The sequence below is a fragment of the Pseudomonas sp. S35 genome, from assembly GCF_009866765.1.
Lineage (GTDB): Bacteria > Pseudomonadota > Gammaproteobacteria > Pseudomonadales > Pseudomonadaceae > Aquipseudomonas.
On sequence record NZ_CP019431.1, the window covers coordinates 5,302,318 to 5,322,035 of the forward strand.

Sequence of the window (19,718 nt, forward strand, 5' to 3'; positions counted from 1 at the left end):
GCTTGCCTGCAATGGCCGCGACTCGGTTCAGGATCAGTCCGAAAACCCAGGCAACACTGGCACCGGACGCTTATCGGCATCAATCGCGACAAAGCTGAACATGGACAAATACCGGGAAATAGACAAATTCCAGGCACAAAAAAGCAGCCCGTAGGCTGCTTTTTTCTGCATCGGGAAGCTGGACTTAAGCCAGTTTTTCCTTGATGCGAGCTGCTTTACCGGACAGGTCACGCAGGTAGTACAGCTTGGCTTTACGTACGTCACCGCGACGCTTGACGGCCATGCTGTCGATTTGCGGGCTGTAGGTCTGGAAAGTACGCTCTACGCCAACACCGTTGGAGATTTTACGAACAGTGAAAGCACTGTTCACACCACGGTTACGCTTGGCGATTACCACGCCTTCGAACGCTTGCAGACGCGAACGGTCGCCTTCCTTCACTTTCACCTGAACGACAATAGTGTCGCCCGGGGCAAAGGTAGGGATCTCTTTGGTCATCTGCTCTGCTTCGAGTGCAAGGATGATTTTGTTAGTCATGCTGTGCTCCTAAGGTAAGTCAATGGACCTACCATCGATACGTTGTTAACTATCGTCCCGCGCGAGGATGTATTCCTCGAGCAGCTTCTTCTCTTCTCCAGAAAGCGAGCGGCTTTCCAGAAGATCGGCGCGTCGTTCATAGGTCCGACCAAGGGACTGCTGTAAACGCCAACGCCGGATGTGTGCGTGATTGCCACTTAGCAATACGTCGGGAACACGCTGATCCGCATACACCTCCGGTCGGGTGTAGTGCGGGCAATCCAGCAAACCATCCGTGAAGGAATCTTCCTCCGCGGAGTCCGCATGCCCTAAAGCTCCAGGCAGCAGTCGTGTAACCGCATCTATCAGGACCATCGCCGGCAGCTCACCGCCAGACAGGACATAGTCCCCAATCGACCACTCTTCATCGACATGAGCCTCAATAAAGCGCTCGTCAATGCCTTCATAGCGACCGGCAATCAGGATTAATGCTTCCTCATTCGCCATGTCGCGTACCGCAGCCTGTTTCAGCTGACGGCCTTGAGGGGACAGGTAAATCACCTTCGCCTTCTCCCCGGCAGCAGCCTTGGCCTGAGCCAACGCGTCTTCCAGGGGCTTGATCTTCATCACCATGCCCGGGCCACCGCCAAATGGGCGATCGTCCACAGTGTGATGTCGATCCGTCGTGTAGTCTCGCGGGTTCCAACAGGTGAGCTGCAACAGCCCCTGTTTCACCGCCCGACTGGTGATGCCGTACTCGCTGATGGCGGAGAACATCTCGGGAAACAAACTGATCACTTCAATGCGCAAATTAGCCACGCTTAGAAGTCCGCGTCCCATTCCACCTTCATCTCGCCTGCGGCCAGGTCGACGGCCAACACGCATTGCTCCGTATAGGGCAACAGGCGTTCGCGATCATCCAGGCTGCCAGCGCAAGGCTTGACCACCATTACATCATTGGCGCCGGTTTCCAGAAGATGATCGATTTTCCCGAACAATTGCCCGAGTTGATCGATGACCTTCAGACCTTCCAGCTGGTACCAGTAGTACTCGCCGTCGGTCAATTCAGGGAACAGGTTGCGCGGCACGCAGATCTCATAACCGGCCAGAAGACGAGCTTCTTCACGATCATCAAGACCCTTGAGCTTTGCGACCAGGAACTTATCGCTCCCGCGTCCACTGACCAGCTCGACCTGTTTCACACTACCTTCGCGCTTGAGCGTCCAGGTTTTGTACTGCAACAGGTTTTCTGTCGGATCAGTAAAGGAATACACCTTCACTTCGCCGCGAACGCCATGAACAGAATAAATCTTGCCGATAACGATCAAATCATCAGCAACAGCTGGCGTCGCGTTCATATTGCTCAGGCTGCGGCCTTAGCCGAGTCCTTCAACAACTTGGCAACACGCTCAGAAGGCTGTGCACCAACGCTCAGCCAGTAGGCTACGCGCTCTTGGTTCACGGACAGGCGGACTTCTTGACCACGAGCGATCGGGTTGAAGAAGCCAACTTGTTCCTTGTGAGAGCCGTCACGTGGGTTACGGCTGTCAGTTACGGTCAAGTGGTAAAACGGGCGCTTTTTGGAGCCGCCAAGGGCAAGACGGATTGTTAGCATGTGAACATCGTTCCTGTAGTCGGTGCTGCAAATCTAAATGCACAGCGGGCATAGGTGCCCGAAAGGCCGCATATTCTAAGGAATATCCGGACTTTTGCAAATGTCTTTTTCTGGCGCCTATACGCGTGCCATTCAGATCTGCTAGAGAGCCGTCGGTTAAAACGGCGAGTCAGCCCCCGCCAACGGCGGGTTTGCTGGAGATCCCACGTCCCTGTGGGTCGGAGCGCAAGCGTACTTGCGCTCGAATTCTTTACATTTTCGGCATGCCGCCGCCTGGCAACATACCGCCCATGCCGCGCATCATCTTGGCCATTCCGCCTTTGGCGGAGAATTTCTTCATCATCTTCTGCATCTGCTTGTGCTGCTTGATCAAGCGACCGATGTCCTGCACCTGGGTGCCGGAACCCATGGCGATCCGACGTTTGCGCGAACCGCTGATCAGCTCAGGGTCGCGGCGCTCGGCCGGGGTCATGGAGTTGATGATGGCTTCCATCTGCTTGAACTGCTTCTCTGCCGCGCCCTGGGCATTGCCCATTTGCGCCAGGTTCACACCGCCGATGTTCGGCAGCTTGTCCATCAGGCCGCCAAGGCCGCCCATGTTCTTCATTTGTTGCAGTTGGTCGCGGAAGTCTTCGAGGTCGAAGCCCTTGCCCTTCTTCAGCTTCTTGGCCAGTTTATCGGCCTTGTCCTTGTCGAGGGTGGCTTCAGCCTGTTCGATCAGGCTGAGCACGTCGCCCATGCCGAGAATGCGCGAGGCGATACGCTCAGGGTGGAACGGTTCGAGCGCTTCGCTCTTCTCGCCCATACCGATGAACTTGATCGGCTTGCCAGTGATGGCACGTACCGACAGCGCGGCACCGCCACGGGCATCGCCGTCGACCTTGGTGAGAATAACGCCGGTCAGCGGCAACGCATCGCCGAAGGCCTTGGCGGTGTTGGCCGCATCCTGGCCGGTCATGGCGTCGACCACGAACAGCGTCTCGACCGGGTTGATCGCGGCATGCAGCGCCTTGATCTCGCCCATCATCTCTTCGTCGATGTGCAGGCGACCGGCGGTATCGACGATGACCACGTCGATGAACTTGAGTTTTGCCTCTTTAATCGCCGCGTTGGCGATGTCGACCGGCTTCTGGCTCAGGTCGGACGGGAAGAAGGTCACGCCCACTTCGCCCGCGAGCATTTCCAACTGCTTGATAGCGGCCGGACGGTAGACGTCCGCCGAGACCACCATCACGGATTTTTTCTTGCGCTCTTTAAGGAAGCGCGCCAGCTTGCCGGCGGTGGTGGTTTTACCCGCACCTTGCAGACCCGCCATCAGCACGACGGCCGGCGGCACGGCGCTGAGGTTCAGGTCTTCGTTGGCGGCGCCCATCAGGCTTTCGAGTTCGGCCTGGACGATCTTCACAAAGGCCTGGCCCGGCGTCAGGCTGCGGGACACTTCAGTGCCCACTGCGCGCTCTTTGACCGAGTTGACGAAGTCCTTCACCACTGGCAAGGCCACGTCGGCTTCCAGCAACGCCATGCGCACTTCGCGCAGGGTGTCTTTAATATTGTCCTCGGTCAGCTTGGCCTTGCCGGTTACATGGCGCAGCGTCTGCGAGAGACGGTCAGTCAAGTTTTCAAACATGCGCGATCCTTTCAGGCCCTAATCATCGAAATGCATTGGTAGACCGAGGTAATGGCAGCCCAGGCTGTGGTAAATCGCTATTAAAAACAGCGCTCGGCGAGCCTGCGGCGTGGGCAGGTCGCGGATTATAGCGAAGACTGCGTCCATGCACACCCGCTGTCTGGTCCGGGAGTCTTTCGTGGAACGCAGGTGTATGCCAAACTCAGCGCCTTTCGGGCTTGTCTATCAGGATTTATGGTCCCCTTGTCACCCAGTTTGCTACCCAGCCTCGCCGCCGCACTCCTTTATGCCGCTGCGACCCTCTATCAGGGCACTCGTCTTGCCCAAGGCACCAAGGCGGACAAACGCCTGCTGGTCGGCCTGGGCGTCCTCGCCCTGCTGGCCCACGCCGCGAGCCTGTTCACCCACCTGATGACCCCGGTTGGCCTGGGCCTGGACTTTTTCAGCGCCGCCAGCCTGATCGCTGCAGCAGTCATCGCGCTGACATTGCTGGCCTGCTACCGGATCCCCGTCGAGAACCTGCTGGTCCTGCTCTTTCCCCTGGGCGTGCTGACGGTGCTGCTGGCGCAGTTTGCCCCCACCGGCACCGTACAGGTGATTGACGAAGAGCCCGGCATCCTCGCGCATATCCTGTTGTCGATCCTGGCCTATGGCATGTTCACCATCGCGGTGTTCCAGGCCCTGCTCCTGCTCTTGCAGGACCACCAACTCAAGCACAAGCACCCTTCCGGCCTGATCAAGAACTTCCCACCGCTGCAAACCATGGAGAGCCTGCTGTTCGGTTTCCTGTGGGCCGGCTGGACCCTGCTTTCGCTGTCGCTGATCTCCGGCTGGCTGTTCGTCGAAAACCTGTTTGCCCAGCACCTGGTGCACAAGACCCTGCTGGCCTGCCTGGCCTGGATCGTGTTCAGCGTGCTGCTGTGGGGCCGCAACCGCCTCGGCTGGCGTGGGCATAAAGCGATCCGCTGGACCCTGGCCGGTTTCTGCCTGCTGATGCTGGCCTATTTCGGCAGCAAGCTGGTTCGCGAATACATCCTGCATATCTGACGGGCAGCAATCATGGACAACTTGCCCCTGGGACCGATGCTCGCGGTAATCGCCTTGCTGGTGTTATGGGCCGGGCTGTTTACCGCCATCGAAGCCGCACAACAGCACCTGCTGGCCCTGCGCCCCGGCACTCGCCAGGGAGACAAAGCGGCCGCCCGCCTGAATTTCCCGCGTCACAGCCTGATCCTGTGCAACAGCCTGTGTCGCGCCGCCGTGGTGATTCTCTGCACCCTGCTGGCGATCTATGCTTGGGCACAGAACGGCCCTTGGCTCGGCTGGCTGATGTCCTGTGCACTCCTGCTGGTGCTGGCCGACTACCTGCCGCGCGCCCTGGCCACCCGTTATCCGCAAGCGATCCTGGGCTTTGGCAATACGCTGCTGGGCGTACCGCTGAAAATCCTCTATCCCCTGGCCTGGCTGCTCAACGGCATCAGCCTGCTGTTATTGCGCCCGTTTGCGCGCAAATCCGGGGTGGTTAAAAAGAGCGATGAACCGCTACCCGACCACGATGACGAACCCGAGCCTGATGCCGACGCCGACCGCACCCCCGGCATGCCTGGCATCCACGCGCTGGACAACATCACGGTCAATGACATCCTGGTGCCACGCAGTGAAGTGGACGGCATCAACCTCGACGACTCGATTGAAGACATTATCGAACAACTGCGCACGTCCCCGCGCACCCGCCTGCCGGTGTTCCACAGTGATATCAACCAGGTCCAGGCCGTGCTCAATACCCGCCAGGTCCAGCACCTGCTGCCCGATGCCAGCCTGACCAAGGACGCATTGCTCGCCGCCTGCCACGAACCCTACTTCGTCCCGGAAAGCACCCCACTGCAACTGCAACTGCTGAACTTCCACAAACAGCAGCGGCGCCTGGGCATGGTCGTGGATGAATACGGCGAAGTGCTGGGCATCGTCACCCTGGAAGACATCCTCGAAGAAATCGTCGGTGAATTCGAAAGTGAGCAAAGCACCGACAACCCGCACATCGAAGCCCAGACCGACGGCCGCTACATCATTGATGGCGCCGCCTCGATCCGCGAACTGAACAAGAGCCTGGGCTGGCACCTGCCCAGCGACGGCCCAAAGACCCTCAACGGCCTGGTGACCGAAGCGCTGGAAACCATTCCGGATTGCGCGGTGTGCCTGAAAATCGGGCGCTATCGCCTGGAAATCCTCGAGACCGAAGACAACCGCGTAGCGAAAGTGCTGATCTGGCACACCAGCCGAGTGCCTGTCGCCGCATAGCTCTCCTGACAAACCAAAATCCAATGTGGGAGGGGGCTTGCTCCCGATAGCGGTGTGCCATTCACTGCATTCGGGGACTGACCCACTGCCATCGGGAGCAAGCCCCCTCCCACATTTGGATTTACAGCGTGTCAGCCCCCTTGTTGGATCCACACACCCCTTCCTATAATCCCTGCGGCTTACCCAAGCCCCGCCCGACCGCGTGCTACCCGCACTCCGCGCGTCCAGGCTCCGCTGCATCGTGTCTGACCGGTGTTCGCTCCCATCCCGAGCCGCCCCGCGCACTACCCTGATCCAAGGGGGTTCGACCCAATAATAATCCGCGTCCAAACGCGCAACGACTGTCAGGGATAACTCAATGAGCACCACCTATAACGAGGCTGCGACCGCCGCCCCGACCAACTCGACTGCACGAGTCGCCACCGCGAGCATCGTCGGCACCGCCATCGAGTTCTACGACTTCTATATCTACGCCACCGCCGCAGCCCTGGTGATCGGCCCGGTGTTCTTCCCGCAGACCTCCGGCACTGCGCAGATGCTGGCGTCATTCCTGACCTTTGGCATCGCCTTTATCGCGCGTCCGCTGGGCTCGGCATTGTTTGGCCACTTTGGCGACCGTATCGGCCGAAAATCCACGCTGGTGGCCTCGTTGCTGCTGATGGGCGTGTGCACCACGCTGATCGGTTTGCTGCCCGGCTATGACAGCATCGGGGCCTGGGCGCCGATCCTGTTGTGCGTGCTGCGTTTCGGCCAGGGCCTTGGGTTGGGCGGGGAATGGGGGGGCGCCGCCTTGCTGGCCACCGAGAACGCGCCCAAAGGCAAACGCGCCTGGTTCGGCATGTTTCCGCAACTGGGCCCCTCCATCGGGTTCCTGGCCGCCAACGGCCTGTTCCTGATCCTGGCCATGAGCCTCAACGACGAGCAGTTCCGCAGTTGGGGCTGGCGTATTCCGTTCATCCTCAGCGCGGCGCTGGTGATGGTCGGCCTGTATGCACGCTTGAAACTGCACGAAACTCCGGTGTTCGCCAACGCCGTGGCCAAGGAAAAGCCGGTGAAAGTGCCGCTGGTGGAGTTATTCAGCCAGCATTGGCTGCCGGTGCTGCTGGGCGCCGCGTCGATGGTGGTGTGCTACGCGCTGTTTTACATCACCACTGCGTTTTCCCTGAGCTACGGCGTGTCGACCTTGGGCTACAGCCGCGAGACATTCCTTGGGCTGCTGTGCTTTGCCGTATTGTTCATGGGCCTTGCCACGCCTTTGGCCGCCTTGGCCAGTGATCGCTACGGACGCAGGCCGGTGCTGATCGTCGGCGCAATCCTGGCGATCCTGTCCGGCTTCACCATGGAGCCCCTGCTGACCCACGGTTCGACCTGGGCCGTGGCATTGTTCCTGGCGCTGGAGCTGTTCCTGATGGGCGTAACCTTCGCGCCGATGGGCGCCATGCTGCCGGAACTGTTCCCGACCCGCGTGCGTTATACCGGTGCTTCGGCAGCGTATAACCTGGGTGGGATTGTGGGCGCTTCGGCTGCACCGTTCTTCGCGACCAAGCTGGTGGCGATGGGTGGGCTGAGTTATGTCGGTGGGTATGTGTCGGCGGCAGCGTTGCTCAGCTTGATTGCTGTGCTGTGCCTGAAAGAGACGCGGGATAACGACTTGAACAAGGTCGTCTGATAAACAGCTATGGGGAGCAAGCCCCCTCCCCCATTTTGACCGCATTTCTACTGGAACAATGCGATCAAAATGTGGGAGGGGGCTTGCTCCCGATGCTTTAAAGCTCTACCACAACCGCCTGGGAAGCACGGGTCGCCTTGGCCCGAGCCGCTTCAATCGATTCATCCCGCGCCAACGCCACGCCCATGCGGCGCTGGCCATTCACTTCTGGCTTACCAAACAGACGCAACGCCGTGTCCGGCTCGCTCAGTGCAGCGCCGAGGTTGGCAAACGCGGTCTGGGTCGACTGCCCTTCCACCAGAATCACCGCCGACGCCGAAGGCCCGAACTGACGGATCAACGGGATTGGCAAACCCAGGATGGCACGCGCATGCAGGGCAAACTGCGACAGGTCCTGGGAAATCAACGTCACCAAACCCGTGTCGTGCGGGCGCGGCGACACTTCGCTGAACCACACCTGATCACCCTTGATGAACAGTTCCACGCCAAACAGGCCACGGCCACCCAAGGCTTCGGTCACGGCTTTGGCGACGCGCTCGGACTCTGCCAACGCAACCGGGCTCATGGCCTGTGGCTGCCAGGATTCCTGATAGTCGCCTTTCTCCTGACGGTGGCCGACCGGCGCGCAGAAGGTGGTGCCGCCGATGTGGCGCACGGTCAGCAGGGTGATTTCGTAGTCGAAGTCGATAAAACCTTCGATGATCACTCGGCCCTTGCCTGCACGTCCGCCTTCCTGGGCGTAATCCCAGGCTTTGCGCACGTCGTCAGCGCTGCGCAGCAGGCTCTGGCCCTTGCCCGACGAACTCATCACCGGCTTGACCACGCAGGGGAAACCCAGGTCCTGGACGGCCTTGCTGTAGTCCTCGAAGGTGTCGGCGAAATGGTACGGCGAGGTCGGCAGGTCCAGTTCTTCGGCGGCCAGGCGACGGATGCCTTCACGGTTCATGGTCAGCGACGTGGCGCGCGCAGTCGGGATCACGGTGAAGCCTTCGGCTTCCAGCTCAACCAGCGTCGCGGTGGCGATGGCTTCGATTTCCGGCACGATGAAGTGCGGCTTTTCGGCTTCGATGACGGCTCGCAGGGCGGCGCCGTCGAGCATGTTGATCACGTGGCTACGGTGCGCAACCTGCATGGCCGGCGCATTGGCGTAGCGATCCACGGCAATCACTTCAACGCCCAGGCGTTGCAGTTCGATTACCACTTCCTTGCCGAGCTCGCCGCAGCCACACAGCAAAACGCGGGTCGCGGTTGGCGACAATGGAGTTCCGATTCGGGTCATCTCAGGTCCTCAGGGGAGCGGATCATGGGGAGAAAGGCCGGCATTTTACATGAACTGTAAAAATTGGCCTCAGTTGGCGACGGCACGCTTGCGAATGCGCCAGGCCATGATCAGCCACACCGCGGTCACACCGGCGAACTTCGAGGCCAGGGCAGTGCCTACGACCACGGGCGTCAGCGCGCCGATCAGGCCGAAAAAGATAAACGTGTCGAGGGGGATGCTCAGCGCCGAACTTATCCACAGGCGATCGTGGAGCGGGCGCTTGGTGATGCTGAACACCAGCCAGTCGATGCACTCGGACACCGCGAATGCCGTGGCGCTGGCCAGGGCAATGGCCGGGTCGGAGGTGACATAGGACAGCACCAGCGCCGCCAGCATGGCAACGATCGCACCGTGGCCGAAGCGGGTTTGCACCATGTCGCGCAGGATGAAGACCAGGCCGCCCCAGGCGGACCAGATCACGTCCAGGTGCGGCGCGGTGGAGAAGGCGAAGTTGATCAGCACGACGCTGCTGATGTAGGCGATCAGGAAGAGCATGGGGCGAGGGACCTGTGAACAAGGGGCACAGGGTACTTCACATTTTGAAATATGTCGTCTGGGAGGGCCTCATCGGGGACTTTCCCCCGATGGCGGTCTATCAGGCACCGGTTTTCCCAGAAACCATAAACACCAACCCACTCGCCACCGCCCGCTCATGGCACAACCCCAACACCACCCTGCGCTCGGTGTTGTCCATGCGGCTCCAACGCGTAATCTCATCCACGGTGCGCTGGCAGCCGGTGCAGATATCGTCATCGTCCAGCGCACAAATGCTCACGCAAGGCGAGGCGACGGGGCGTTCAATCGGGTTCATTCTGGCTGCTCAAGCAGGTCGCGTGCATAGCGCTGCGCGTTATGCACATAGTGCGCAGCGCTGGCTTCGAGCATGCGTTTTTGCGCCTCGGTGAGCTCACGCACCACCTTGCCCGGCGAGCCCATCACCAGCGAACCATCAGGAATTTCCTTGCCTTCGCCGATCAGCGAATTGGCGCCGATGATGCAGTGCTTGCCGATTTTCGCGCCATTGAGGATCACCGCGTTGATGCCGATCAGGCTGTAATCGTCGACGGTGCAGCCATGCAGCATGGCGTTATGACCAATGGTCACGCCAGTGCCCAGGGTCAGCGGGTAGCCCATGTCGGTGTGCATCACGCTGCCGTCCTGCACATTGCTGTTCTTGCCGATCAGGATCAGTTCGTTGTCGCCACGCAATACCGCGTTGAACCAGACGTTGGCGCCCTCCTCCAGCTTGACCTTGCCCACCAGCGTGGCATTGGGTGCCACCCAGCTGTTGGGATGCGTCTCGACGCGGGCGTCGCCCAGGCGGTATTTCATGGTGTGTCCTCACGGCTCGCCATTCAAACGATGGCTTAGGTATTGATGAAGCTCTTGGGCGGCTGGTGCAGGCTGATGTTGGCGTCGTCATAAAGCAAGTTGATCAACTCGACGATCATGATCGCCGTCAGCCCCCAGATCTTGTATTCGCCAAAGCGATAACTGGGCACGTACCAACTGCGACCCTGGTAATCGATTCGGTGGGTATGTTCACGTGGATCCTGTCGGAAAAAGTCCAGGGGAACGCTGAAGACGGCAGCGATTTCGGCATCGTTGGCCAGGTACTCGACGTAATCGGGGATGACCCCGACATAGGGCGTGACCCGAATGCCATGCAGGGAAATCAGCGGACTCAACGGGCCGATCACCTCGACCAACCCAGGCGGCAGGCCGATTTCTTCTTCGGCTTCACGCAGGGCAGTGAAGATCAGGTCCGGGTCTTCGGGGTCACGACGACCGCCGGGAAACGCCACTTCGCCACCGTGGGTCGACAGGCCACTGGCGCGCAGGGTCAGGATCAGCTCAGGTTCGTCACTGCGGGTAATCGGTACCAGCACGGCGGCCTCGGGGAAACGCCCGTCGGTTTCCAGCGTATGCGGCGTGTGATTGCTTACCCGGCGAAGTAGCTCGTCCAGCATGAGTCATCTCGGTCTGTTGGCTACCTTGCATCATGCACCAAAGCGTGCGGGTGCCCAACCCCAAAACCCGGCAGGTGTCGCTAAACGACAACTTGCAGGCCCCCGCCCGCCACGCCAAGATAGGCGCACTTTCCAGGAACCCCAGCATGAATTTCTGCAGCCAGTGCGGTAAACCGGTGACCCAACGCATTCCCGAAGGCGACGGGCGCCTGCGTTTTGTGTGTGATCACTGCTCCACCATCCACTATCAGAACCCCAATATCGTCGCCGGTACCGTGCCGGTGTGGGGCGATAAAGTGCTGCTGTGCCGTCGTGCCATCGAGCCGCGCCTGGGTTACTGGACCCTGCCCGCCGGTTTTATGGAAAACGGCGAGACCGTCGAACAGGCCGCCACCCGCGAAACCCTGGAGGAAGCCTGCGCCCGCGTGCGCAACCTGGCGATCTACACGCTGATCGACGTGCCGCATATCAGCCAGGTGCATATCTTCTACCGCGCCGAACTGGTCGACCTGGACTTCGCCGCCGGCCCCGAAAGCCTGGAGGTACAGCTGTTCGACGAAGCCGACATCCCTTGGTCCGAGCTGGCTTTCCGCACGGTGGGGCGTACCTTAGAATGCTTTTTCGCTGACCGCAGGCTCGAGTCGTTCCCGGTGCGCAGCGAGGCTGTGCCGCCGATGGGCAAGCCCGCCCAATAATAATCCGGTACCAAGGGAAATCGTGTTAATGCGTTGGTTGCTTGCTCTGCTCTGCCTGTCGTTCGCTACAGTGTCGCCGGCTTCTACCGTGCAGACCCTGGGCGGCAAAACCGTCGAAAAAGTCCTGGTGCTCAAGTCCGCCCATCAGTTGCAACTGATCAACGACGGCAAACCCTTCAAGACCTACCGCATTTCCCTGGGTAAAAACCCCAAGGGCCACAAGCTGATCGAGGGCGACCGCCGCACCCCGGAAGGCTTGTATTGGATCGACTGGCGCAAGACCAGCGAACGCTTCAACCTCGCCATGCATATCTCCTACCCCAATATCAGCGACGCCGCCCGCGCACGCCGCGAAGGGGTGAAGCCCGGCAGCATGATCATGATCCACGGCACCCCCGACACCGAAGACTACCCGGAGCAGTGGTTCCACACCCTGGACTGGACCGACGGCTGTATCGGCATGCGCAACGTCGATATGCGTGAAGTCTGGGCCCTGGTCAAAGACGGCACGCTGATCGAGATTCGGCCGTAATCGTCGACCGTTCGTAAAATAATCCAAAAATATTTCCCGCCTCCCACCACGCCCGCCGATGAATACCAGTTCACCGCGCGGGCTGCGCCGTTCTGTGCGCCCTAAAGACCTCTCTAATACCACTTAAGACCAGGCCCCGTTATAGGGCCCATAAACCGCTAGCTGCACCGTTTTGGCGGCATTGACATGGTATTTAAGTGGTATTAATTTCCGGCCAATACCGGGCGACAACACTCCAATAACGCATCGGAAACCTGACAGATGAACCCCATCCTGGCCCTGCGCCCCGACGACAAACAATCCACGCCGCTGTACCTGCAATTGGCCCGCAAGCTGGAAGCGGCCATCCATGCCGGCGAGTGGAAATCCGAGCAGGCATTGCCATCGGAACGCGTCCTCAGCGAGCAACTGAGCATCTCGCGGGTTACTGCCCGCAAGGCGCTGGAAGTGTTGTTTGCCCAAGGCCTGATCCGCCGCAGCCAGGGCTCCGGCACCTTTATCACCCCACGCCTGGAGCAGCCGCTGTCACGCCTGTCGGGCTTCAGCGAAATGTTGCGCCTCAAAGGCTTCGTGCCCAGCTCCCAATGGCTGGAGCGCGACATCACGCCGCCGACCCACGAAGAGCTGATCCGCCTGTGCCTGTCGCCCACCGACAAAGTGGCGCGCCTCAAACGCCTGCGCAAGGCCGATGACACGGTGATGGCCATCGAGATGACCGCCATGCCCGCCTCGGTGCTGCCGCAGCCGCAAGCCATCGGCAATTCGTTGTACGAATACCTCGAAAGCATCGGCAAGCCCATCGTGCGCGCCCTGCAACACATCCAGGCGATCAATGCCTCGGACGAGTTCGCCAGACTGGTGGGCATCGCCCCCGGCACCGCCATGCTGTTGATGACTCGCGTGGGCTACACCGCCGACAACACGCCGATCGAAATCACCGACACCTACTGCCGCAACGACTACTACGACTTCGTCGCAGAACTGCGCCGCTACGACTTTGCCGCCGAGTTGCGGCCTTAGAGAACTGCCATGTCCGAAGACAACATCCTCACGCCCCACGGCTGGATTCGCGGCCGTCTGGTGCACGCACACGGCAAGGTGAGCGCCATTGAAGGCACACCTTGCGACCCGGCCGACAACGATTTGCCCTACCTGCTGCCAGGCTTTATCGACCTGCATGTGCACGGCGGCGGCGGCAAGGACATCATGGAAGGCATCGAGGCGTTCGAGACCATCACCCGCACCCACGTGCGCTTTGGCACCACCTCGCTGCTGGCCACCACCATGACTGCACCGGTGGAGGAAATCTCCAGCGTGCTCGGCCAACTCGGCGGCTTTTGCGAGCAACGTCCTAGCGGCAGCGCCCGCGTACTCGGCGTGCACTTGGAAGGCCCTTACATCAACCCAGGCAAACTCGGCGCCCAACCCAACTTCGCCCACACCGCGTTGATGGCGGAAGTGGAAACCTACCTGCGCCTGGCGCCGATCCGCGTGATCACCATCGCGCCGGAAATCGCCGGCCACGATACGTTGATCCGCGCCCTCAGCGAACGCGGCGTGCGCATGCAGATCGGCCACACCCTGGGCAGCTATGAAGAAGGCGTCGCCGCCCTCGCCGCCGGCGCCACCAGCTTTACCCATTTGTACAACGCCATGAGCCCGTTGCATCACCGTGAGCCGGGCATCGTCGGCGCCGCGCTGGCCCACGCCAAGTACGCAGAATTGATTCCGGACCTGCTGCATGTGCACCCCGGTGCCATGCGCGTAGCCCTGCGGGCGATCCCGTGCCTGTATTGCGTCACCGATTCCACCGCCGCCGCCGGCATGCCCGATGGCGAATACAAGCTGGGCAGCCACACCGTGACCAAATGCCTGGGCGGTGTACGCCTGGCCGACGGCACCCTGGCCGGCAGTACGCTGACCATGGACCAGGCGCTGCGCAACCTGGTGAAGATCGGCCTGCCGATCAGCGAAGCCTCACAACGCCTGTCGCAATTTCCTGCGGATTACCTGGGCCTGGAAGAACGCGGCCGCCTGCAACCGGGCAGCTTCGCCGACTGCGTACGCCTGGACCGCTCCCTGCACCTCACCGACGTCATGGTCGAAGGAGAAACCATTGTCTTCAAAAATGCTTGAAGAGGCCTTGGCCTCCGCTGACGCCGTCGCCGCCCAATTGCAGCGCCTGAACCCGGCACTGGAAGAAATCGCCGGCCGCCTACGCCGCCAGCCGCCGCAAGTGGCGATGACCATCGCCCGTGGCAGCTCGGACCACGCCGCCAGTTATTTCGCTTACCTGGCGATGCAACATGTGGGCATCCCGGTGGCGTCCTTGCCGATGTCGGTGGTGACCTTGCTGCAAGCGCCGTTGAAGGTCAGCGGCCAGGTGGCGTTTGGTTTCTCGCAGTCGGGGCAAAGCCCGGACCTGGTCAACAGCCTGCGCCTGCTGCGCAAGCGCGGGGCCTTGAGCATCTCGCTGGTCAATGCCGAAGACTCGCCCCTGGAAGCCGCGTGTGAATTCCACGTGCCGCTGTGCGCCGGGCCGGAGCTCAGCGTGGCCGCGACCAAAAGCTTTATCGCTACCCTCAGCGCCAGCGCATTGCTGGTCGGCCACTGGAACCAGGAAGCCGAGCTGTTGCATGCCTGCCAGGCTTTGCCGGACGGCCTGCGTGAAGCGGCCAAACAGGATTGGCGCAGCGCCATCGACGCCCTGCGCGACAGCCAGCGGCTGATGGTGATCGGCCGTGGCGCCGGGTTTGCCATCGCCCAGGAAGCCGCGCTCAAGCTCAAGGAAACCTCGGCGATCCAGGCCGAAGCCTTCAGCAGCGCTGAGGTGCGCCACGGGCCGATGGCCTTGATCAACGAGAACTACCCGCTGCTGGTATTCGCGCCACGTGGCGCCGAGCAAGCCGGGTTGTTGAGCCTGGCCGCCGATATGCGCCAACGCGGCGCCCGTGTCTTGCTGGCCGCGCCGGACGATATCGCCGAACGCGACCTGACCCTCAGCCGCGCCGACCACCCGAGCCTGGACCCGATCCTGGCGATCATGAGTTTCTACGTAATGGCCGCCGGCCTGGCGGTTGCCCGCGGCATGGACCCGGACCAGCCGCGCCACCTGAGCAAAGTCACCCGCACTCACTGAGTCGATTGCCGCGTTTTCCTGATGAGTACCGTGCCCATGTCCAACAACAATAAAGCAGTGACCCTCAGCGCGCCCTTGAGCGGCCCCGTGCTGACCCTGGGCAACGTCCCCGACGAAGTATTCGCCAGCCACGCCATGGGCGACGGTATTGCCATCGACCCGCTGAACGACTGCCTGCATGCACCGTGTGACGGCGAGATCATCCACGTCGCACGCACCGGGCATGCCCTGACGATCCGCGCCGACAACGGCGCCGAACTGTTGATGCACGTGGGCATCGACACCGTCGAGCTGAACGGCGAAGGCTTTGCGCCGCTGGTCAAGCAAGGCGCACGGGTGAGCCAGGGCCAGGCGCTGGTGCGCTTTGACCTGGACCGCATTGCGCGCCAGTGCAAGAGCCTGGTCAGCCTGATCATCCTGACCAATGGCGAGCATTTCGAGCTGCAGCCCCTGGCGCTGAACACGGTCAAGGTCGGCGAGCCGCTGATGCGGGTCATCGCGCAGGCAACCGCCACCGCTCAAACCGCTGTGGATAACGGCGCCGCCGAAGTCAGCGCCAGCGTACGCATCACCCATCGCGGCGGTGTGCACGCTCGCCCTGCGGCGTTGATTCGCAAGACGGCGCTGGGTTTCAGTAGCCAGGCACGCGTGCACTATGGTGATAAATCAGCGCCGTGCGACAGCCTGATGGGCTTGATGGGGCTGGGGATCGGCGAAGGCGACGAGGTGCGCGTGACTTGCCGTGGCAAAGATGGCGAAGCCGCGTTGCAAGCGTTGCTTGCCGCGCTGTCAGCGCCAGTTGAAGAGGAGCATCACGCACCTGTCACCGTGGCACCGCGCCGGGCAAGTGCCGAAGCCAACGTGCTGCAAGGCGTGTGCGCAGCGCCCGGCCTGGTGTGCGGCCCGCTGTTGCGCATGGCCGGCATCGAGCTGCCGGCAGACACCGGCAACCACCGCGTCGACGAGCAACTGCAACGCCTGGACGCTGCCCTGGAGCAGGTGCGCAGCGACATCCGCAACACCCTGGACCATGCCCGCCAGCGCAAGAACGTCGAGGAAGAAGACATCTTCGCCGCCCACCTCGCCCTGCTGGAAGACCCGGCGCTGCTCGACGCCGCCGCCAGCACCATCAAGCAGGGCAGCGCCGCCGCCCACGCCTGGCGTGATGCGATCCAGGCCCAGTGCGCGGTGCTGCTGGCGCTGGGCAAACCGTTGTTCGCCGAGCGCGCCAACGACCTGCGTGACCTGCAACAAAGGGTATTGCGCGCCTTGCTGGGCGAGGCCTGGCACGTCGAATTACCGGCGGGAGCGATTGTCAGCGCCCACGAGCTGACGCCTTCGGATTTGCTGCAACTGAGCGCGCAACAGGTCGCGGGCATTTGCATGGCCGAAGGCGGCGCCACGTCCCATGTGGCGATTCTCGCCCGGGGCAAGGGGCTGCCGTGTGTCGTGGCGTTGGGTGCACAAGTGCTCAATGTGCCGCAGGGGCAACGGGTGGTATTGGACGCCGCCAACGGCCGCCTGGAGCTGGCGCCCAGCGATGCCCGTCACGCCGAAGTGCACCAGATCCGCGACGCACAAACATTGCGGCGCCAGCAGCAACAGGCCCAGGCCCAATTGCCGGCGCGCACCACTGACGGCGTGAGCATTGAAGTGGCCGCCAATGTCGCCTCCAGCCGCGAGGCGCAAGCAGCCTTTGAAAACGGCGCCGATGGTGTCGGCCTGCTGCGCACCGAATTCCTCTTCGTCGACCGCCGCACGGCGCCGGATGAACAGGAGCAGCGCCAAGCCTATCAAGCTGTGATGGATGCTATGGGCGACAAGTCGGTGATCATCCGCACCATCGATGTGGGCGGCGACAAACAACTCGACTACCTGCCGCTGCCCGTCGAGGCCAACCCGGTCTTGGGCCTGCGCGGTATTCGCCTGGCGCAGGTACGCCCGCATCTGCTGGATCAGCAACTGCGTGCGCTGCTGCAAGTGTGCCCCTTGGAGCGCTGCCGCATCCTGCTGCCGATGGTCAGCGAAGTCGACGAACTGCTGCACATTCGCCAACGCCTGGATCAATTGTGCGCCGAGCTGGAACTGACCCAGCGCCCGGAGCTGGGGGTGATGATCGAAGTGCCCGCCGCCGCGCTGATGGCCGAGCAGTTGGCCGAGCACGCGGACTTCTTATCCATCGGCACCAATGACCTGTCCCAGTACACCCTGGCGATGGACCGCGACCACGCCGGCCTGGCTGCGCGGGTCGATGCGCTGCATCCGGCATTGCTGCGGCTGATCGCCCAGACCTGCGCCGGCGCGGCCAGGCATGGCCGCTGGGTCGGTGTCTGCGGGGCCTTGGCCAGCGACCCGCTGGCCACGCCGGTACTGGTCGGCCTGGGGGTCAGCGAGCTGTCGGTCAGCCCGCCGCAGATCGGCGAAATCAAGGACCGCGTCCGCCACCTGGACGCGGCGCAATGTCGGCAACTGAGCCTCGGCCTGCTCGACCTGAGCAGCGCCAGGGCGGTTCGCCAAGCCTGTCAACACCACTGGCCGCTGAGCTGACAACAACAAGAAAAAAGGAGACACGCCATGTACCAACACTTTATTGAAGGCCTGCAACGCCTGGGCCGTGCGCTGATGCTGCCGATCGCGATCTTGCCGATCGCCGGTCTCTTGCTGCGCCTGGGCGACACCGACTTGCTCAACATCGCGGTGATGCACGATGCCGGGCAGGCGATCTTCGCCAACCTGGCGCTGATCTTCGCCATCGGTATCGCCGTGGGTTTTGCCCGTGACAATAACGGCACCGCAGGCTTGGCCGGGGCAATTGGTTACCTGGTGATGATCTCCACGCTCAAGGTGATGGACACTACCATCAACATGGGCATGCTCGCCGGTATCGCCAGCGGCTTGATGGCCGGTGCGCTGTATAACCGCTTCAAGGACATCAAGCTGCCGGAGTACCTGGCGTTTTTCGGCGGGCGGCGGTTTGTGCCGATTGTCACCGGGTTTTCAGCGGTGGCGCTGGGGGTGATCTTTGGCTTGATCTGGCCGCCGATCCAGCACGGGATCAACAGCTTCGGCGTATTGCTGATGGAAAGCGGCAGCCTCGGCGCGTTCGTGTTTGGCGTGTTCAACCGCCTGCTGATCGTCACCGGCCTGCACCATATCCTCAACAACATGGCATGGTTTGTGTTCGGCAGTTTCACCGACCCGCTGACCGGTGCGGTGGTCACTGGCGACCTGACCCGCTACTTCGCCGGCGACCCCAAGGGCGGCCAGTTCATGACGGGGATGTTCCCGGTGATGCTGTTCGGCCTGCCCGCTGCCTGCCTGGCGATGTACCGCAACGCCCTGCCGGAGCGGCGCAAAGTCATGGGCGGGATCTTCCTGTCGATGGCGCTGACCTCCTTCCTGACCGGCGTGACCGAACCCATCGAATTCGCGTTCATGTTCCTCGCGCCGTTCCTTTACCTGCTGCACGCGCTGCTCACAGGCCTGTCGATGGCCGTCACCAATTTGCTGAACATCCACCTGGGCTTTACCTTCTCCGGTGGGTTTATCGACATGGTGCTGGGCTGGGGCAAGTCCACCAATGGCTGGCTGATGGTGCCGGTGGGCCTGGCCTATGCCGTGATCTACTACAGCGTGTTCAGCTACTGCATCCGTCGCTTCAACCTCAAGACACCGGGCCGGGAAGATATCCAGGCCGCCCCGACCGAAGTCATGACCGACCATCAACGGGCCACCGCCTACATCCGTGCGCTGGGCGGCGCTGACAACCTGCTGAGTGTCGGCGCGTGCACCACACGCCTGCGCCTGGACATGGTCGATCGCAACAAGGCCGTGGATGCAGAGCTCAAAGCCCTGGGCGCGATGGCCGTGGTGCGCCCCGGTAACGGCGGCAGCTTGCAGGTGGTGGTGGGCCCGCTGGCGGACAGCATTGCCGACGAGATTCGCTTGGCCATGCCCACGTCCGGCCAGCCATCGTCGCCCTCGGCCCCCGCTCAACCCGAGGCCCGCGCTGTCACCCCGCCACACGCCGAACAATGGCTGAATGCACTGGGCGGTGCGCGTAATGTGTTGCAGTTGGAGTGCGTGGCCATGAGCCGCATTCGCTTGAAGCTGGCTGATGACCAAGCGCTGTCCGAGCAGCAGCTCACAGCCCTGGGTTGCCAGGGAATCCGCCAGCTCGACGACGGCATCTGGCACTTGCTGGTGGGTGAATCGGCCCAGGGCTTGAGCAGCGCGCTCAAGGCCCTGGCCAACCGTGATCCGGTGCACACCAGCGCCTGACATCGCTACTTATCTACCGCCTTGCCAACGGTGCAGCGCTCCATGCTGAGGTTCCTA

At 61.9% G+C, this 19,718-nt stretch carries 20 protein-coding genes and 1 pseudogene; 10 read left to right on the forward strand and 11 right to left on the reverse strand.

Annotated elements, in window-relative coordinates; genetic code table 11:
* Window positions 1-33 precede the first annotated feature (33 nt).
* The 6 genes and pseudogenes from PspS35_RS30455 to ffh all read right to left on the reverse strand — a co-directional run.
* Window positions 34-102 (reverse strand): annotated as a pseudogene (locus PspS35_RS30455) (acyl-CoA thioesterase); the annotation flags it as partial.
* An 82-nt stretch (window positions 103-184) separates the two neighbouring features.
* On the reverse strand, window positions 185-535 hold the full coding sequence (gene rplS / locus PspS35_RS23835) for a 50S ribosomal protein L19 (RefSeq protein WP_003175895.1): 351 nt from the start codon (window positions 533-535) through the stop codon (window positions 185-187).
* 45 nt (window positions 536-580) lie between these two features.
* Complete coding sequence (gene trmD / locus PspS35_RS23840; protein ID WP_174244836.1) at window positions 581-1,354, reverse strand: tRNA (guanosine(37)-N1)-methyltransferase TrmD; 774 nt, start codon at window positions 1,352-1,354, stop codon at window positions 581-583.
* A complete protein-coding gene (gene rimM / locus PspS35_RS23845; RefSeq protein WP_053135622.1) occupies window positions 1,336-1,872 on the reverse strand; it encodes a ribosome maturation factor RimM in 537 nt (178 codons plus the stop codon). Before rimM ends, trmD begins: the two co-directional genes overlap by 19 nt.
* A gap of 5 nt (window positions 1,873-1,877) precedes the next feature.
* The gene (gene rpsP / locus PspS35_RS23850) at window positions 1,878-2,129 is read right to left on the reverse strand and encodes a 30S ribosomal protein S16 (RefSeq protein ID WP_003238923.1); all 252 of its coding nucleotides are present in this window, start codon (window positions 2,127-2,129) and stop codon (window positions 1,878-1,880) included.
* 250 nt (window positions 2,130-2,379) lie between these two features.
* Window positions 2,380-3,756, reverse strand: a complete 1,377-nt coding sequence (gene ffh, locus PspS35_RS23855; RefSeq protein WP_003193965.1) for a signal recognition particle protein — start codon at window positions 3,754-3,756, stop codon at window positions 2,380-2,382.
* Window positions 3,757-3,999: 243 nt separating this feature from the next.
* On the opposite strand from ffh, the gene ccsA reads away from it, so the two are divergent.
* The 3 genes from ccsA to PspS35_RS23870 all read left to right on the forward strand — a co-directional run bounded on the left by ccsA (window position 4,000) and on the right by PspS35_RS23870 (window position 7,723).
* Window positions 4,000-4,803, forward strand: a complete 804-nt coding sequence (gene ccsA, locus PspS35_RS23860; protein WP_174244837.1) for a cytochrome c biogenesis protein CcsA — start codon at window positions 4,000-4,002, stop codon at window positions 4,801-4,803.
* 12 nt (window positions 4,804-4,815) lie between these two features.
* On the forward strand, window positions 4,816-6,054 hold the full coding sequence (locus tag PspS35_RS23865) for a transporter associated domain-containing protein (RefSeq protein ID WP_065924833.1): 1,239 nt from the start codon (window positions 4,816-4,818) through the stop codon (window positions 6,052-6,054).
* A 358-nt stretch (window positions 6,055-6,412) separates the two neighbouring features.
* Complete coding sequence (locus PspS35_RS23870; protein WP_065924834.1) at window positions 6,413-7,723, forward strand: MFS transporter; 1,311 nt, start codon at window positions 6,413-6,415, stop codon at window positions 7,721-7,723.
* 97 nt (window positions 7,724-7,820) lie between these two features.
* Here PspS35_RS23870 and purT read toward each other — a convergent pair whose 3' ends face one another.
* The 5 genes from purT to PspS35_RS23895 form a co-directional block, all read right to left on the reverse strand.
* A complete protein-coding gene (gene purT, locus PspS35_RS23875) occupies window positions 7,821-9,002 on the reverse strand; it encodes a formate-dependent phosphoribosylglycinamide formyltransferase (protein ID WP_065924835.1) in 1,182 nt (393 codons plus the stop codon).
* 69 nt (window positions 9,003-9,071) lie between these two features.
* Entirely contained in the window at window positions 9,072-9,539 is a 468-nt protein-coding gene (locus PspS35_RS23880; RefSeq protein ID WP_159937046.1) for a VUT family protein, read from the reverse strand.
* Window positions 9,540-9,639: 100 nt separating this feature from the next.
* Window positions 9,640-9,855, reverse strand: coding sequence for a DUF1289 domain-containing protein (locus tag PspS35_RS23885; RefSeq protein WP_159937047.1), 216 nt, complete (start codon window positions 9,853-9,855; stop codon window positions 9,640-9,642).
* Window positions 9,852-10,376: a gamma carbonic anhydrase family protein gene (locus PspS35_RS23890; protein ID WP_159937048.1), complete on the reverse strand. Its 525-nt coding sequence runs from the start codon at window positions 10,374-10,376 to the stop codon at window positions 9,852-9,854. Before PspS35_RS23890 ends, PspS35_RS23885 begins: the two co-directional genes overlap by 4 nt.
* Window positions 10,377-10,411: 35 nt before the next feature.
* Window positions 10,412-11,014 carry a CoA pyrophosphatase gene (locus PspS35_RS23895; RefSeq protein WP_159937049.1) on the reverse strand — a complete coding sequence of 201 codons (603 nt, stop codon included), beginning with the start codon at window positions 11,012-11,014 and terminating at the stop codon, window positions 10,412-10,414.
* Between the two features lie 146 nt (window positions 11,015-11,160).
* Between PspS35_RS23895 and PspS35_RS23900 the strand changes: the two genes are divergently transcribed.
* The 7 genes from PspS35_RS23900 to nagE all read left to right on the forward strand — a co-directional run bounded on the left by PspS35_RS23900 (window position 11,161) and on the right by nagE (window position 19,661).
* Window positions 11,161-11,709 carry an NUDIX hydrolase gene (locus PspS35_RS23900; RefSeq protein WP_159937050.1) on the forward strand — a complete coding sequence of 183 codons (549 nt, stop codon included), beginning with the start codon at window positions 11,161-11,163 and terminating at the stop codon, window positions 11,707-11,709.
* Between the two features lie 28 nt (window positions 11,710-11,737).
* On the forward strand, window positions 11,738-12,241 hold the full coding sequence (locus tag PspS35_RS23905) for a L,D-transpeptidase family protein (protein ID WP_159937051.1): 504 nt from the start codon (window positions 11,738-11,740) through the stop codon (window positions 12,239-12,241).
* Between the two features lie 261 nt (window positions 12,242-12,502).
* Window positions 12,503-13,261, forward strand: coding sequence for a GntR family transcriptional regulator (locus PspS35_RS23910; protein WP_159937052.1), 759 nt, complete (start codon window positions 12,503-12,505; stop codon window positions 13,259-13,261).
* 9 nt (window positions 13,262-13,270) lie between these two features.
* Complete coding sequence (gene nagA / locus PspS35_RS23915) at window positions 13,271-14,377, forward strand: N-acetylglucosamine-6-phosphate deacetylase (protein ID WP_159937053.1); 1,107 nt, start codon at window positions 13,271-13,273, stop codon at window positions 14,375-14,377.
* Window positions 14,358-15,380 carry an SIS domain-containing protein gene (locus tag PspS35_RS23920; RefSeq protein WP_159937054.1) on the forward strand — a complete coding sequence of 341 codons (1,023 nt, stop codon included), beginning with the start codon at window positions 14,358-14,360 and terminating at the stop codon, window positions 15,378-15,380. Before nagA ends, PspS35_RS23920 begins: the two co-directional genes overlap by 20 nt.
* Before the next feature lie 36 nt (window positions 15,381-15,416).
* The gene (ptsP, locus tag PspS35_RS23925) at window positions 15,417-17,927 is read left to right on the forward strand and encodes a phosphoenolpyruvate--protein phosphotransferase (protein WP_159937055.1); all 2,511 of its coding nucleotides are present in this window, start codon (window positions 15,417-15,419) and stop codon (window positions 17,925-17,927) included.
* A gap of 27 nt (window positions 17,928-17,954) precedes the next feature.
* A complete protein-coding gene (nagE, locus tag PspS35_RS23930; protein WP_159937056.1) occupies window positions 17,955-19,661 on the forward strand; it encodes an N-acetylglucosamine-specific PTS transporter subunit IIBC in 1,707 nt (568 codons plus the stop codon).
* Window positions 19,662-19,718 lie beyond the last annotated feature (57 nt).